The organism is Pseudomonas sp. UBA4194 (genome assembly GCF_002379585.1).
In the GTDB taxonomy this organism is placed as follows: domain Bacteria; phylum Pseudomonadota; class Gammaproteobacteria; order Pseudomonadales; family Pseudomonadaceae; genus Aquipseudomonas.
This window is the reverse complement of the sequence record NZ_DFUE01000050.1, coordinates 1-15840: the sequence shown is the minus strand read 5'-3', so window position 1 is coordinate 15840 and position 15840 is coordinate 1. Positions and strand designations below refer to the sequence as shown.

Annotated in this window: 15 protein-coding genes; 9 read left to right on the top strand and 6 right to left on the bottom strand. The window is 63.3% G+C overall.

The genetic code is table 11. The features are described from left to right. The first annotated feature begins 111 nt into the window (after window positions 1-111). The 6 genes from epd (at window position 112) to fba (ending at window position 4424) form a co-directional block, all read left to right on the top strand. Window positions 112-1167, top strand: coding sequence for an erythrose-4-phosphate dehydrogenase (epd, locus tag B3397_RS13225; RefSeq protein ID WP_296250750.1), 1056 nt, complete (start codon window positions 112-114; stop codon window positions 1165-1167). 14 nt (window positions 1168-1181) lie between these two features. Further along, window positions 1182-2345, top strand: a complete 1164-nt coding sequence (locus B3397_RS13220; protein WP_296250749.1) for a phosphoglycerate kinase — start codon at window positions 1182-1184, stop codon at window positions 2343-2345. 26 nt (window positions 2346-2371) lie between these two features. Then, window positions 2372-2593, top strand: coding sequence for a hypothetical protein (locus tag B3397_RS13215; protein ID WP_296250748.1), 222 nt, complete (start codon window positions 2372-2374; stop codon window positions 2591-2593). A 78-nt stretch (window positions 2594-2671) separates the two neighbouring features. Beyond that, window positions 2672-2869, top strand: coding sequence for a hypothetical protein (locus B3397_RS13210; RefSeq protein ID WP_296250746.1), 198 nt, complete (start codon window positions 2672-2674; stop codon window positions 2867-2869). Between the two features lie 54 nt (window positions 2870-2923). Then, window positions 2924-3250: an MliC family protein gene (locus B3397_RS13205; RefSeq protein WP_296250744.1), complete on the top strand. Its 327-nt coding sequence runs from the start codon at window positions 2924-2926 to the stop codon at window positions 3248-3250. Window positions 3251-3359: 109 nt separating this feature from the next. Then, complete coding sequence (fba, locus tag B3397_RS13200) at window positions 3360-4424, top strand: class II fructose-bisphosphate aldolase (protein WP_296250743.1); 1065 nt, start codon at window positions 3360-3362, stop codon at window positions 4422-4424. 59 nt (window positions 4425-4483) lie between these two features. On the opposite strand, the gene B3397_RS13195 is transcribed toward fba, so the two are convergent. Beyond that, window positions 4484-5158 carry a polysaccharide lyase family 7 protein gene (locus B3397_RS13195; protein ID WP_296250742.1) on the bottom strand — a complete coding sequence of 225 codons (675 nt, stop codon included), beginning with the start codon at window positions 5156-5158 and terminating at the stop codon, window positions 4484-4486. A gap of 325 nt (window positions 5159-5483) precedes the next feature. Here B3397_RS13195 and B3397_RS13190 point away from each other — a divergent pair, with 325 nt between their 5' ends. The 3 genes from B3397_RS13190 to B3397_RS13180 are packed head-to-tail and all read left to right on the top strand — an operon-like array spanning window position 5484 to window position 8456. Beyond that, complete coding sequence (locus tag B3397_RS13190; protein WP_296250741.1) at window positions 5484-7595, top strand: putative bifunctional diguanylate cyclase/phosphodiesterase; 2112 nt, start codon at window positions 5484-5486, stop codon at window positions 7593-7595. A 35-nt stretch (window positions 7596-7630) separates the two neighbouring features. Beyond that, entirely contained in the window at window positions 7631-8131 is a 501-nt protein-coding gene (locus B3397_RS13185; protein WP_296250739.1) for a M48 family metallopeptidase, read from the top strand. A gap of 28 nt (window positions 8132-8159) precedes the next feature. Further along, complete coding sequence (locus B3397_RS13180; protein WP_296250737.1) at window positions 8160-8456, top strand: winged helix-turn-helix domain-containing protein; 297 nt, start codon at window positions 8160-8162, stop codon at window positions 8454-8456. Window positions 8457-8562: 106 nt separating this feature from the next. Here B3397_RS13180 and B3397_RS13175 read toward each other — a convergent pair whose 3' ends face one another. The 5 genes from B3397_RS13175 to mdtD form a co-directional block, all read right to left on the bottom strand. Further along, entirely contained in the window at window positions 8563-9015 is a 453-nt protein-coding gene (locus B3397_RS13175) for a GNAT family N-acetyltransferase (protein ID WP_296250735.1), read from the bottom strand. Window positions 9016-9053: 38 nt separating this feature from the next. After that, complete coding sequence (gene yccS, locus B3397_RS13170) at window positions 9054-11249, bottom strand: YccS family putative transporter (protein WP_296250733.1); 2196 nt, start codon at window positions 11247-11249, stop codon at window positions 9054-9056. Between the two features lie 271 nt (window positions 11250-11520). Continuing rightward, complete coding sequence (locus B3397_RS13165) at window positions 11521-12699, bottom strand: NAD(P)/FAD-dependent oxidoreductase (RefSeq protein ID WP_296250732.1); 1179 nt, start codon at window positions 12697-12699, stop codon at window positions 11521-11523. 127 nt (window positions 12700-12826) lie between these two features. Continuing rightward, window positions 12827-14164 carry an ATP-dependent RNA helicase DbpA gene (gene dbpA / locus B3397_RS13160; RefSeq protein ID WP_296250824.1) on the bottom strand — a complete coding sequence of 446 codons (1338 nt, stop codon included), beginning with the start codon at window positions 14162-14164 and terminating at the stop codon, window positions 12827-12829. A gap of 115 nt (window positions 14165-14279) precedes the next feature. Then, the gene (mdtD, locus tag B3397_RS13155) at window positions 14280-15707 is read right to left on the bottom strand and encodes a multidrug transporter subunit MdtD (RefSeq protein WP_296250729.1); all 1428 of its coding nucleotides are present in this window, start codon (window positions 15705-15707) and stop codon (window positions 14280-14282) included. Window positions 15708-15840 lie beyond the last annotated feature (133 nt).

Sequence of the window (15840 nt, the reverse complement as noted above, 5' to 3'; positions counted from 1 at the left end):
CGGCTGTACGCCGCTCCTGCAGTTGGCCCTGCAGGGGTTGGCGGTAGCATTGTGGGGCGCGTTCGAGATGGGCGTTGCTTCTACACAGAATAATTCCAGGCGAAATCCTTCATGTCTCAGAACCGGCCCTACAGAGTTGCCCTCAACGGTTATGGCCGCATTGGTCGCTGCGTGCTCCGCGCGCTGTGCGAACGCGGCGCGCAGGTCAACTTCGAAGTGGTGGCAATCAACGATCTGGCCGATATGGCCAGTCTCGAATACCTCACCCGCTTCGACTCCACCCACGGGCGCTTTCCCGGAGAAGTGAAAGTCGACGGCGACAGTCTGCTGATCAACGGGCATCGCGTGGCCGTTTCGCGCAGCCCCACCCCGGAAGGGATCGACTGGGCAGCGCTGGACATCGACCTGGTGTTGGAGTGCTCCGGCGCCTACAACACCCGCGCCGACGGCCAGCGCTTTCTCGACGCCGGCGCCCCGGCGGTACTGTTCTCGCAGCCCATGGCCAGCGAGGCGGACGTCGATGCCACCGTGGTCTTCGGCATCAACCAGCAGTGCCTGACCGGCCGCGAGCGCCTGGTGTCCAACGCCTCCTGCACCACCAATTGCGGTGTGCCGTTGCTGCGCCTGCTGGACCAGGCTTTTGGCCTGGAGTACGTGTCCATCACCACCATTCACTCGGCGATGAACGACCAACCCGTCATCGACGCCTACCACCACGAAGATCTGCGCCGCACGCGTTCGGCCTTCCAGTCGGTGATTCCGGTGTCCACCGGTCTGGCCCGCGGCATCGAGCGGCTGCTGCCGGAACTTGCCGGGCGAATCCAGGCCAAAGCTGTGCGCGTGCCCACCGTCAATGTGTCATGCCTGGACATTACCTTGCAGACTGCCCGCGATACCTGCGCCGCCGAGGTCAACCGGGTCCTCCACGACGCAGCGTCCGCCGGCCCGTTGCAGGGACTGCTGGCTTACACTGAATTGCCGCACGCCAGTTGTGATTTCAACCACGACCCCCATTCGGCCATTGTCGACGCCAGTCAGACCCGCGTCTCCGGCCCCCGGCTGGTGAACCTGCTGGCCTGGTTCGACAACGAATGGGGTTTTGCCAATCGCATGCTCGACGTCGCAGGGCACTATCTGCACGTCATGAACAATTCCAAACGAGCTTGAAAGGACTGAACACAATGACCGTGTTGAAGATGACTGATCTCGATCTGCAAGGTAAGCGCGTACTGATTCGCGAAGACCTCAACGTGCCCGTCAAGAACGGTGCGGTGACCAGTGATGCGCGTATCGTCGCATCGCTGCCCACCATCAAGCTGGCCCTGGAAAAGGGCGCGGCGGTAATGATCTGCTCGCATCTGGGCCGCCCCACCGAGGGTGAGTTCTCCGAGGAAAACAGCCTCAAGCCCGTGGCTGATTACCTGAGCAAGGCCCTGGGCCGCGAAGTGCCGCTGGTGGCTGACTACCTGGACGGCGTCCAGGTCCAGGCCGGTGACGTGGTGCTGTTCGAGAACGTGCGCTTCAACAAGGGCGAGAAAAAGAACGCCGACGAGCTGGCGCACAAATACGCCGCACTGTGCGACGTGTTCGTGATGGATGCCTTCGGCACCGCACACCGCGCCGAAGGCTCTACCCACGGCGTGGCCAAGTTCGCCAAGGTCGCTGCAGCAGGGCCGCTGCTGGCCGCCGAACTGGAGGCGCTGGGCAAGGCCCTGGGCGCCCCGGCCAAGCCGATGGCCGCCATCGTCGCCGGTTCCAAGGTCTCCACCAAGCTGGACGTGCTCAACAGCCTGAGCGAAATCTGCGACCAGTTGATCGTCGGCGGTGGCATCGCCAACACGTTCCTGGCGGCGGCCGGGCACAAGGTCGGCAAGTCGCTGTACGAGCCCGATCTGCTGGACACCGCCCGCGCCATCGCCGCCAAGGTCAGCGTGCCGCTGCCGGTAGATGTGGTGGTGGCCAAGGAGTTCGCCGAAAGCGCTGCGGCCACGGTCAAGCTGATCGCCGACGTTGCCGATGACGACATGATCCTGGACATCGGGCCGCAGACGGCGGAAAACTTCGCCGAACTGCTGAAATCGTCCAAGACCATTCTGTGGAATGGCCCGGTGGGCGTGTTCGAGTTCGACCAGTTCGGCAACGGCACCAAGGTCCTGGCCAAGGCCATCGCTGAAAGCTCGGCGTTCTCCATCGCCGGCGGTGGCGATACCCTGGCGGCCATCGACAAGTACGGCGTCAGCGCCGACATCTCCTACATCTCCACCGGGGGTGGTGCGTTCCTGGAGTTCGTCGAAGGCAAGGTGCTGCCAGCCGTCGAAATGCTGGAGCAACGGGCCAAGGCCTGAGGCGCGTGAAAATCATGGATAAGCGGATGTTCAAGGCCACCACATTGTCGCTCCTGCTGGGTGTCATGGCGGGCTGCGGCAGTGCGCCGGCAACGTCCGATGACGACGGCGCCAAGCCCGCCAGCGGCGGCTGCTACCAGTCGCAGTGGCAGGCCGAAAGCGTGCCCGTGGTGGGCAAGCGGATGGGCGACGATGCGCTGGAGAAGTACGATCCGGAGCAACAGGCCAAGGCGCCCGGCTGCCCTTGAGGCAACCAAAGCCGCGACTTCATGGTCTGCTGTGGTGAGTCCAGGTTTTATCAGCGCAGCGAAAAAAGGAGTTTCACCATGAAGATCGGCTTTGCGGCATTGCTCGGTTTGGCCCTGTTGAGCGGATGCACCAGCGGCGGCAAAGGTACCTGCGAAGTGTTCAGCCCGGCCGCGGTGGCCACGCCCACCACCCAGGATGACCAGCGGGTGCGCACCAACGCCACCGGCGATCCGACTGCAGGCGCGAACAATCTGCAGGATTGTGGGTCGCAGTAAACTGTTTTTGCCCGTGTCGAACGGGCCTGTTGCCCAGCCGCTCGAGGTGGATGCATGAAAGGCTGTATGGCGGTAATGGCAATGGCGACGTTGTCTGCTTGCGCGTATTTTCCCAAGCAGATGCCGGTGTCGCCCAGTTGGACGACCTGGCGTTGCGACAGCCAGGTTGACCTGCAGTGGCGTTACGCTGCCGCAGACAAGATTTCCATGGAGGTCAAGCTTGCTGGCAGCGACACGCTGTATTCGCTGACGCCCCAGGCCGGGGCTGAAGGCGAGTTGTTCAGCGACGGCGTGCTGGCGTTGCACAAGAAAGGTGATGAAGGCCTGGTGTACTGGGTCGCCACCGACGATCTGATTGGCCGGGGCTGCAAGGCTCCGTGATTGGCCGGGCCTTTGCAGGTCCGCACGATGAACGAGATTACTTGAATAGCAGTCGCCGCTGCGGCAGGCTGCAACGATCAACGACCCTGGACTGGGAGAGACAAATACAATGGCACTTATCAGCATGCGCCAGATGTTGGACCACGCCGCCGAATTCGGCTATGGCGTACCCGCTTTCAACGTCAACAACCTTGAACAGATGCGCGCCATCATGGAAGCCGCTGACAAGACCGACTCTCCGGTAATCGTTCAGGCCTCGGCCGGCGCTCGCAAATATGCCGGTGCGCCATTCCTGCGCCACCTGATCCTGGCTGCCATCGAAGAATTCCCGCATATCCCGGTGTGCATGCACCAGGACCACGGCACCAGCCCGGACATCTGCCAGCGCTCCATCCAGCTGGGCTTCAGCTCGGTGATGATGGACGGCTCCCTGGGCGTCGACGGCAAGACCCCGACCGACTACGACTACAACGTGCGCGTCACCTCGCAGACCGTATCCTTCGCCCACGCCTGTGGCGTATCGGTGGAAGGCGAGCTGGGCTGCCTTGGTTCGCTGGAAACCGGCCAGGCCGGTGAAGAAGATGGCGTCGGCGCCGAAGGCATCCTGGACCACAGCCAGATGCTGACCGACCCTGAAGAAGCCGCCGACTTTGTTGCCCGTACCCAGGTCGACGCCCTGGCCATTGCCATCGGCACCAGCCACGGCGCCTACAAGTTCACCAAGCCACCGACCGGCGACATCCTGGCGATCGATCGCATCAAGGCGATCCATGCGCGTATCCCCAACACCCATCTGGTGATGCACGGCTCCTCGTCGGTGCCTCAGGAGTGGCTGGCGATCATCAACGAATACGGCGGCGCCATCAAGGAAACCTACGGCGTGCCGGTCGAGGAAATCGTCGAAGGCATCAAGTACGGCGTGCGCAAGGTCAACATCGATACCGACCTGCGTCTGGCCTCTACCGGTGCCATCCGCCGCTTCATGGCGCAGAACCCGGCCGAGTTCGACCCACGCAAATACTTCGCTGAAACCGTGAAGGCCATGCGTGACGTGTGTATCGCCCGTTACGAAGCGTTTGGCACCGCCGGCAATGCATCCAAGATCAAGCCGATCTCCCTGGAAGGCATGTTCCAGCGTTACGCCAGCGGCGAGTTGGCAGCCAAGGTCAACTAAGCGTTCAGCGTCTACAAAAAACCCGCCGTTTGGCGGGTTTTTTTTTGCGCGGTGCCTGATCAGGCTTTCTTGGTGTGCTGCACGTCCAGCTTGTAGAACGTCACCTTGCCGCCTTCGGTGGCGTAGCCGGTGTTGTCCTGGGTATATACACCGGCCTTGAAGTACATCGGCTTGGTTTTCCAGGCACTGTCGATCTTCTGCTGCCAGCTGAAGTTGGCAGCCGCCACGTAGAGCGTGCCGCCAGGGGTCAGGCGAATGGTGTAGTTGAACTTCTGGTTCATCGGCACACCGGTCGCCACGGTGATGACCGTGGGTTCAGTCTGGCCGGGTGTCGGTCGCACTTTGGCAACGATGTTGCCCGTGCCCAGTTTTTCCTTGTACTGATATTCCACTTTGAGCAGTGGTTCGTTACTGCCCTCGACGTGGATCTGACCGATGACGATCTTGCCGGTGGAAGGCACTTGGTTGACCGTCAAGTTGGCGCGCAGGTAGTTGTCGGCGCTGCTGTACAGCCAATTGTTTTCCTTGCCGTCAGCACTGGTTTCACGCAGTTCGCTGCGCGGGTACTTGGCGCTCTTGGTAGTGCTGCCGGTGACCGGTGCCCAGAAGAACAGCGTGTTGCTGTCGGCATGAAAGTATTCATTGGTGAAGCCCTTGACCAGGGTCGGCGTATCGATGGTCACGGCGGGCGAGCCAACAGGAACACTCAGATTCCAAACTGCTAAGTCAATCATTTCAATGTCTCAACTATGATCGCGTCGGGCATCGGCCGTGAAAAGCGTCCGTCGCTGGGTAGTGGGTTAAGTGCTCTCCTTTTTTCTTTTCGGCGAATGTATAGAAAACTTCAGCGAGTGACAGCTCTATGGCGCCAGCCGTTTGTCGCTTTTGCACAAGTCGTTGATTCTTCTGGTGCTGATCATTTACCGTTTATCGGGTAACTGTCATATTTTTGGAACACTTGGAAAAATTAGCCTACTGCTTTGCCGGCTCCGGGTCTAAAGTCACCTTTTGAAGCGTCCGGGCGAATCCGGATTCAGCCACGTCTGAATGAGAACAAGCATGGAATGCGCCCCTATACCGCCTGATGCAGGCGGCTCCACGCTATTGGTCGTCGACGACTATCCCGAAAACCTGCTGAGCATGCGGGCCCTGCTCGAGCGCCAGGACTGGCAGGTGGTCACCGCTGCCTCCGGGGTCGAAGCGCTGGGCAAGCTGCTGGAGCATGAGGTCGATCTGGTACTGCTGGATGTACAGATGCCCGGCATGGACGGCTTTGAAGTCGCTCGCCTGATGCGTGGCAGCCAGCGGACCCGGCTGACCCCGATCATTTTCCTGACCGCCAACGAGCAATCCCAGGCAGCCGTGCTCAAGGGCTACGCCACGGGCGCGGTGGACTACCTGTTCAAACCCTTCGACCCGCAGATCCTGCGGCCCAAGGTCCAGGCCCTGCTCGAGCAGCAACGCAACCGCCGCGACCTGCAGCGCCTGAGCCGCGACCTGGAGTCTGCCCGGGCCTTCAATGCCTCGGTGCTGGAGAATGCCGCCGAAGGCATTCTGGTGGTGGGCGAACAGGGCCAGATCACCTTCGCCAACCCGGCCATCTCACGCTTGCTGGGCGCCTCGGTGGACCATCTGCAGACCGCCACCCTGGCCGAATTCCTGCACAAGCCGCATGTTGCCAGTTGGCAGGAGTCGGAGTTCTACCGTGCCTACGTCACCCGCGATACCTACCGGGTGCATGACGCGCTGATGCGCACGCTCAATGCTCAGCAACTCCCGGTGGCCCTGTCCTGCGCGCCGTTGCCCGGCGAGCAGAAGGCCATGGTGGTGACCATTCTCGACATGTCGGTGGTGCGCAACCTGCATCAGCAGCTGGAGTATCAGGCCGTCACCGACCCGCTGACCGGGCTGCTCAACCGTCGCGGCTTCTACCAGGCGGTGGAAAGCGCGCTGGTGCGCAACGAGCGAACAGAAAAGGCCCAGGCCCTGCTTTACCTGGATCTGGACGGCTTCAAGCGCATCAATGACGGCCACGGCCATGATGCCGGCGACCGCGCACTGCGGTGGGTAGCCGAACAGCTCAAGGACGCCTTGCGTCCCTACGACATCGTCGCGCGCATGGGCGGCGATGAGTTCACCACGCTGCTCGATAACCTCGATTACCCCGAGCAGGCGGCCAAGGTCGCGGAGAAGCTCATGGAGCGCATCGCCATGAGCCTCAAGATCGATGGCCTGGACATCAGCCTGGGGGTGAGCATCGGAATCGCCACGTACCCGGACTGTGGTGGCAACCTGGACAGCCTGCTGCGCGCGGCTGATATCGCCATGTACGCGGCCAAGCAGGCCGGACGTCAGCAGTATCGCTACTACGATCAGGACATGAACGGCCGTGCACGGTCACGGCTGTTGCTCGAAAGCAGTGTCAGCGATGCCATCGAGAACCATGATTTCAGTCTGGTCTACCAGCCGCAGGTGTCCATCGCCGACGGCCGCCTGCGTGGCTTCGAGGCCTTGCTGCGCTGGCGTCACCCCAGCGTCGGCGATGTGCCGCCCGGGCTGTTCATTCCCTTGCTCGAAGAGGCCCGCCTGATCAGCCACCTGACCAGTTGGATCTTCGAGCAGGGTGCGGTGCAGCGACGGGCCTGGTTCGACGGCTTTGCCCCGGACATGGTCCTGAGCATCAGCCTGAGCAATGCCCAGTTCGGTATGCCTAACCTGGTGGCAGAACTACAGCGAGCGATTGCCCTGCACGGCCTGCGGCCCCAGCAACTGGAAGTGGAAGTGGTCGAGGCCTCGCTGATGCACAACCTCCAGGAGGCCGCGCACCAGCTGCACCAGTTGCGCAACCTGGGAGTGAAGATTGCCCTGGACGATTTCGGCGTGGGCAACTGTTCGTTGAAGCTGCTGCGCGACCTGCCGATCGACACCCTCAAGCTCGATCGTCACCTGATCGCCAAACTGCCTGATTCAGAACGCGACGGGGTGTTCGTGCGCAGCATCATTCAGGCGTGCGATGCGTTCGGCGTGGCGGTGATCGCCGAGGGCGTGGAAACCCGCGAACAGTGTGACTGGCTGCGCAGCGCAGGCTGCGACTGGGTGCAGGGCTTCGTCGCCGCCCGACCGCTGACCGCCCAGGCGGCCAGTGATTTTCCAGCCACCTTCAGGTGGTAGACTGGCCACATCGAAATCGCCATGTAACGCGCACCATGACAACCCTGAAGTACCTGCAAGCCTATCCGCAAGCGCTGCAAGACCAGGTTCGCCAGCTGATCGACCGCGGTCAGCTGGCCGACTATCTGGCCCAGCGCTATCCCGACCGGCATGCGGTGCAGAGCGACAAGGCCCTCTACGCCTACGCCACTGCACTGAAGCAGGAACACCTGCGCAATGCGCCGAATATCGACAAGGTGCTGTTCGACAACCGTCTGGACCTGACGCACCGTGCCCTGGGTCTGCATACGGCGGTTTCCCGGGTGCAGGGTGGCAAGCTCAAGGCCAAGAAGGAGATCCGCATTGCCGCCTTGTTCAAGGACGCCGCGCCGCAGTTCCTGAAGATGATCGTGGTGCATGAGCTGGCCCATCTGAAAGAGGCTGACCATAACAAGGCCTTCTACCAGCTCTGTGAATACATGCAGCCGGGCTATCACCAGCTGGAATTCGACCTGCGTGTCTACCTGACGTACCGCGACCTGCCCCAGCCGACCTGAAAACAGGTCCACTCAAAGGATATGCCCCATGGATGTCAGCAAGACCCGCAGCAGTTTCTACCGGCGCTTGTATGTAGCCTGGTTGATCGACAGTGGCCAGGCCGCCAGCGTACCGGCCCTGACCGAGGTCACCGGCATGCCCCGGCGCACGGCGCAGGACACCATTGCGGCGCTGGCGGACCTGGACATCGTGTGTGAATTCGAACAGCAGGATGGTGAGCGCAACCATATTGGCCGGTATGTGATTCGGCAGTGGGGCGCGATCGATCGGGAGTGGATCGGGCAGAATCTGGGGCGGGTGAAGGAAGTGCTGGGGTATCCGTGAGGGGGTAGGGCTTGGGGTTTGGGGGGGATGGTCCCCTCACCCCAGCCCTCTCCCTGAGGGAGAGGGGGCTAAAAGCCGATCGCAAATCGTTGGTCTGGGAGACAGGTCAAGCGCGGCGCATGCCGATGTGGGGGATGCCGTCTTCCAGGTATTCTTCGCCTTGGGCAACGAAGCCTGAGCGGCCGTAATAGCCTTGCAGGTGGGCCTGGGCGGAGAGGTAGATGGGCGTGTCAGGCCAGTGCCGCGCACAGTGCTCCAGGGCCTGGGCCATCAATTCGTGGCCCAGACCGGTGCCTCGGGCGGCAGGGGCGATCACCACTCGGCCGATGACCACGTCGCCGTTCTGGGTAGCCGGGTCCAGCAGGCGCAGGTAGGCCACCAGCCGGCCGTCGTCCCACGCCATCAGGTGGCGAGTCTCGCCGTGCAGGTCCTGCCCGTCGACGTCCTGATAGACACATTGCTGTTCGACCACGAACACCTCGCTGCGCAGACGCAGCACTTCGTAGAGGTGCTCCAGGTGCAGTTCGCCAGGCAGGCTGCAAATCCACTCTATTGCCATGTACAAAAAACCTTTCGATACGTTGAAAAACGCCCAGTCTAAACGGGCGTCGTGGTGGCCACCGGGGCCTTGATCAGGTGCGCGGCGAGGGTCCGCAGCGGGCCCAGTTGACGGCAGATCAGGGCCAGCTGGGTCTGCACCAGCCGTTGCCCCTCATCCACCTCCTCGGGCATCTGCTCCAGCTCGTTGGCCAGTGCTTCCTCGGCGTCGCTCTGCACCTGCACCGTTTCGCGGGTGGCCAGGCCGGCGGCAATCTCATCGATGCTGCGGGCCAGATTCTCCCCGGCGCCCTCGATCAACTGCTCGCGCACCTCTGACGGCAGCTCGGTGCCACGGTGCGCGCCCAGCCCGGACAGGTAGCTGAGCAGGGTGTGGGACAGCACCAGGAAACGGAAGCCCACATCAGCCTCCTTACGGAAGTGGCCCGGCTCCATCAACATGTTGGCCAGGGTAGTGGACAGCGCTGCATCGGCGTTGTGGGCATTGCGCCGCGCCAACCGGTAGGCCAGGTCGTCACTCTTGCCGTTGGCGTACTGCTGCATGATCTGGCGCAGATAGGTGCTGTTGCAGGCCAGGGTATTGGCCAGCACCTTGTTCAGCTTGCGGCCCTGCCAGTCGGGCAGGAACAGGAACACCGCCAGGCCCGCGATCAGGCTGCCGATGAGGGTGTCGAACAGACGCGGCAGGAACAGGCCGTAGCCGTCGCCGGTCTGGTTGAAGCAGAACAGCACCATCAGGGTGATACCGGCGGTGGAGATGGTGTACGACGTGGTGCGGTTGACGAAGAACACCAGGCCCGCGGCGATGGCGAACAACGATTGGATGATGGGGCTGGGGAACAAGTCGAACAGCGCCCAGCCCACCGTCAGGCCAATGGCCGTGCCGATGATCCGCTGGCCCAGTTTGCGTCGCGTGGCGCCGTAGCTGGGCTGGCAGACGAACAGGGTGGTCAGCATGATCCAGTAGCCCTGGCTGGGGTGGATCAGGTGCACGGTGGCGTAGCAGATCACCAGTGCCAGGGGCAGGCGCAGCGCATGGCGAAACAGTAGGGAGGTGGGCGTCAGGTTCTGCCGGATACGGCCCCAGAAGTCCTTGATGCCCCTGGGCGAGCGGTCCAGCAGGCTGCTGTCGCGGGCGTCGGCGAGGCGGTCGGGGTTGCTGGCGTCGCTGAGCAGGCGGTCGAGGGTACCGAGGTTGGCGGCCAGGGCGCGCAACGAGCGCAGCAGGCCGCGCCAGGCCGGATTGCTCTGGATGCGCAAGTGTTCGAGGGAGGCGTGCAGGTCGCCCAGGGCCTCGGCGAAGCTGTCGTCGTAGACGAACGGCTGGCGCAGCTGGATGGACTCGCCCAGTCGCTGACAGGCGACGCCTTGCTGGCGCAGCAGCCGTTGGCAGCGGAACAGCACGTCACTGTGGAAGAAGGCTTCGGCCAGCGCATTGTAGGGGTAGTGGGAAGAGCTGGCGCGCTCGTGGATGTCCTGAGCCAGGAAGTACAGTTTCAGGTAGCGGCTGACCTTGGAGCCGGGGCGGCCGTTGCCGACGCGATGCAGGATGATTTCCTTGGCGGTGTTGAGCGCGGCCACCACGCGGCCGTTCTGCTTGGCCAGCTCCAGTCGACGAGCTTCCACATCCAGCTGGCGGATGGGCTCGAACAGGCTGGCTTTCAGCTTCAGGTACTGGCCCAGCTCGCTGAACAAGCGCGCGAGCGCCTGTTGCACCGGCTGGTTGGAGAACAGTGCCTGCCAAAGCACCGAGAGCAGGCCGTACCAGGCTGCTCCCGCCACCAGCAGCACCGGCTCGCGCCAGAAATTGGTGACCTCGCCGCCGCGCTGGTCGACGCCGATCATGGTGTACACCGAGAGGATCAGCGTGGCGTAGGCGATGGCGCCGTAGCGCTCGCCGAGGGCACCGAGCATGGTCAAGGCAAAGCTGGCCAGCGCCAGGGCAATGACGAAAACATAGGGGTAGGGAAACAGCAGCTCGACGGCGAAGGCGGCCACGCTGAAGCAGGACAGGGTGACGATCAGGGCGCTGATGCGGCCTTGCCAGTTGTCGTCGGTTTCGGCCAGTGCACAGGCGATGATGCCCAGGAACAAAGGCACCAGCAGACGCATTTCGTTTTCATACCAGCACAGCGCCATGCTGCCGGACAGGGCGATGAATACCCGCACGCTGTAGCTGAACTTGTCCAGCGCCCACAGGCGGCGCATTGATTGGCGAAACGACTTGGATGCCATGAAGAAGGGGCGGACCTTTAGGCAGTTGATCTGATGAACGGTGTCAATCTATCACTGTCTGGAAGGTTTTGGCGTCTGCTCGGTGCAAAAGCCGGGGCGGGGAGTGAAGGCCTCCCTCCCTGGGGAGACGGGGTCAAGGCTCCCTCCGCCTCAGGGAGAGGGCTGGGGTGAGAGGACCCTTGACCGCGGCCCTCTCCCTGGGGAGACGCGGTCAAGGCTCCCTCTCCCTCAGGGAGAGGGCTGGGGTGAGGGGACCCTTCACCGCCGACCCTCAGACAAACTGCGCCGCCGCATACCCCGAAGCCCACGCCCACTGGAAATTGAACCCACCCAGGTGCCCGCTCACATCCAGCACTTCCCCCACGAAATACAGCCCCGGGCTTTTCAGTGATTCCATGGTCTTGGACGACACCTCACGGGTATCCACGCCACCCAGCGTCACCTCGGCGGTGCGGTAGCCCTCGGTGCCCGCTGGCACCAGCTGCCAGGCGGCGAGTTTGATCGCCACCTCGGCCAGTTCGGCCGGGTTGTACTGTTTCATCGGCTTGGACACGAACCAGCGCTCGGCCAGCAGGTTGGCCATCTTCTTGGTGAAGATTTCCCCCAGCAAGGTCTTGAGCTCGGCATTCGGCCGTTCGGCCTGCTGCTGTTGCAGCCAGCCCAGGGCGTCGTGGTCGGGCAGCAGATTGATCTGCACCGTATCGCCGGGCTGCCAGAACGAGGAAATCTGCAGGATTGCCGGCCCGCTCAGGCCGCGGTGGGTGAACAGGATGTTCTCGCGAAAGGCCTCGTCGTTGCAGCTCACCAGGCAGTCCACCGAGGTGCCGGACAATTCGGTGCACAGGTCCTTGAGCTGGTCGGTGATGGTGAACGGCACCAACCCTGCACGGGTCGGCAGCACGCTGTGGCCGAACTGGCGCGCCACCTGGTAGCCGAATCCCGTCGCGCCCAACGTCGGGATCGACAGGCCGCCGGTGGCGATCACCAGCGACTGGCAAGCGATGACGCCCAGGCTGGTGGTCAGTCGATAGCCGCTGTCGGTCTTTTCGATGCTTTGCACCGAGGTGTCCATGCGCAGCTCGACCCCGGCTTCTTCGCATTCGGCCAGCAGCAGGCCCAGGATGTCGCTGGACTTGTTGTCGCAGAACAGCTGGCCGAGCTTCTTCTCGTGGTAAGGCACGCCGTGCTTGCCCACCAGGGCAATGAAGTCCCACTGGGTATAGCGGGCCAGGGCCGACTTGCAGAAGTGGGGGTTCTGCGAGAGGAAGTTGGCAGGTTCGGTGTACATATTGGTGAAATTGCAGCGACCGCCGCCGGACATGAGGATTTTCTTGCCGGGTTTGTTGGCGTGGTCGATCAGCAACACCTCACGGCCGCGCTGCGCGGCGCTGAGGGCACACATCAAGCCGGCGGCACCGGCGCCGATGATGATGACGGGGGTAGAGCGCACTGCGTGGTCCTCTTGCATGGTGGGGTGTCAGGGACGGCCTCATCGCGGGTAGAACCCGCTCCCACAGGGGACTGGCATACAACCCTGTGGGAGCGGGTTCTACTCGCGATGAGGCCGGACCTGCCTGTTACAGAATCCGCACCCGCAGCGAACGGCCCTTGATCTTGCCGCTGTTCAAACGCTGCAGCGCCTGCTTGGCAATCCCCCGTTCCACGGCCACATACGCCTGGAAATCGAAAATCGCGATCTTGCCTACCTGGGTCCCCGGAATCCCGGCCTCACCGGTCAACGCGCCAAGGATGTCACCCGGGCGCACCTTGTCCTTGCGCCCGGCACCGATGCACAGGGTGCTCATGGCGGGCAGCAGCGGCTCGCCACCCTTGTTGGTCAGGCTGTCCACCGGCTGCCAGTTCAGCGGCGATTTCTGCAACTGCTCCACGGCCTGGGCACGGTGAGCCTCGGCGGGGGCGACGAAGCTGATCGCCAGACCCTTCTCGCCAGCGCGACCGGTACGGCCTACCCGGTGGATATGGATTTCCGAATCACGCGCCAGCTCGACGTTGATCACCATGTCCAGGGCATCGATGTCCAGGCCGCGGGCCGCCACATCGGTAGCGACCAGCACCGAGGTACTGCGGTTGGCGAACATGGCCAGCACCTGATCGCGATCACGCTGCTCCAGATCGCCATGCAGGGCCACTGCACTGATGCCCTTGCTGGTCAGGTGATCGACCACTTCCTGGCACTGCTGCTTGGTGAAACAGAACGCCACGCACGATTGCGGACGGAAATGCCCCAGCGCCTTGACCACCGCACTCAGGCGGTCGTCCGGCGAAATCTCGTAGAAGCGCTGCTCGATCTGGTTGTCGGCATGCAGGGCTTCGGCCTTGACCTGCTGCGGGTCGCGCATGAATTTCGATGACAGCTGCTTTATGCCCACAGGGTAGGTGGCCGAGAACAGCAGCGTCTGGCGGCGCTCGGGGGTCTGCTCGATGATGTCGGCGATGGCGTCGTAGAAACCCATGTCGAGCATGCGATCGGCTTCATCGAGCACCAGGGTGTTCAAGCCGTCCAGCACCAGGGTGCCTTTGCGCAGGTGCTGCTGGATACGGCCCGGGGTGCCGACGATGATGTGCGCGCCGTGCTCCAGCGAAGCGATCTGCGGGCCCAGGGACACGCCGCCGCACAGGGTCAGCACCTTGATGTTGTCTTCGGCGCGGGCCAGTCGACGCAATTCCTTGGCCACCTGGTCGGCCAGCTCACGGGTCGGGCACAGCACCAGCGCCTGGCAGCCGAAGTAACGGGGATTGATCGGGTTCAGCAGGCCGATGCCGAACGCTGCGGTCTTGCCGCTGCCGGTCTTGGCCTGGGCGATCAGGTCCATGCCCTTGAGAATCACCGGCAAGCTTTGCGCCTGGATCGGCGTCATCTGGGCATACCCGAGGGATTCCAGGTTGGCCAGCATGGCGGCGGACAGGGGCAGCGTATTAAAAGCGGTGGCGATGGTGGTCACGGGACGGGCCTGCAAAACAAAATGTCGCGCAGTGTATCAGCCCCGTGGCCATTCGCCCTAAAGCTGGTTAATGCTCCACCGGAGGTTCCGGACGAGGTGCACGGCGACCGTCGCTGTCGGACAGCTGCACGAAGATACCCGCCGCCAGCATGGCCATCAGGCCAATGGTGAAGAATGTTGCCTGGAACGCACCCAGCACCGTGTCCACGCCCTCGTTGCCCAGGGATGCCGTGAAGCCCCCCAGCAACGCCCCGGCACAGGCCACGCCCAGGCTCAGGGACAACTGCGCAACCACCGACAGCAGGCCGTTGCCGCTGCTGGCGCTCTCGTCGTCCAGATCGATCAGGGTCACGGTGTTCATGGCGGCGAATTGCAGGGAGTTGACGGCCCCCAGCAGGCCCAGTTGGGTCAGCAGCAGCCAGTACGGCGTGGTTTCCGACACCAGCCCCAGGCTGGCCAGCAGCAAGCCCAGCAGCAGGGTATTGCCGGTCAGCACGATGCGGTAGCCGAGGCGCTCGATGATCGGTCGCGAAATGGATTTGGCCACCATGGCCGCCGCCGCCAGCGGAATCATGCTCATGCCGGCTTCGGACGGCGAGTGCCCCAATGCCACTTGCAGCAGCAGCGGCACCATGAACGGCAAGGCGCCGCTGCCCAGGCGGGCGAACAGGTTGCCCAGGATGCCCACGGCGAAGGTCCGGGTGCGGAACAGCTTGGGTGAGAACAGCGGGTTGTCGATGCGCCCGGCGCGCAGCCAATAGGCCGCCAGGCAGGCCATGCCGACAAACAGCAGCAACATCACGCGCAGGTGCGGCAGGTGCAATTCGCCCAGGCCCTCCATGGCGATGGTGATCAGCACCATCGCCGCGCCGAACAGCAGGAAACCGATACCGTCGAAGCGGGTGCGCTCGGCACCGCGCAGATCGGGGACAAAATGCCAGACTGCCCAGCAACCCAAGGCGCCGACCGGCAGGTTGATCAGGAAGATCCAGTGCCAGCTCAGCCATTCCACCATCCAGCCGCCCAGGGTCGGGCCGATCAGCGGGCCGAGCAGGGCCGGTACGGTAATGAAGCTGAGGATGCGCACCAGCTCCGAGCGTGGGTAGGCGCGCAGCACCACCAGCCGGCCCACCGGCAGCATCAGGGCGCCGCCCAGGCCCTGAATGATGCGCGAGATCACCAGCATGGCCAGGCTGCCGGACAGGGCGCAAAGCAGCGAGCCGATGCTGAACAGCAGGATGGCGCTGAAGAACACCTTTTTGGTGCCGAAGCGATCGGAGATCCACCCCGAGGCGGGGATGAGCAGCGCTACGGTGAGCATGTAGGCGATGATCACCGACTGCATGCGCAGCGGGTTCTCGGCAAGGTCCGTGGCCATGGCCGGCAGCGCGGTGTTGAGGATGGTGCCGTCCAGCGCCTGCATGAAGAAGGCAATGGCGATGACCCAGGGGAGCCAGCGGGCGGTGGTGGTGTCCAGAGGTGGGCGCGTGGGCATGGGGGCTCTTGTTGTTGGGTTGTGGGGGAGGGGGTTTGGAAGTGGATGGTCCCCTCACCCCAGCCCTCTCCCTGGGGGAGAGGGAGCCGTACGGCGGTGTATCAACTACCGGGATCCGCTTCTAGCTCCCTCT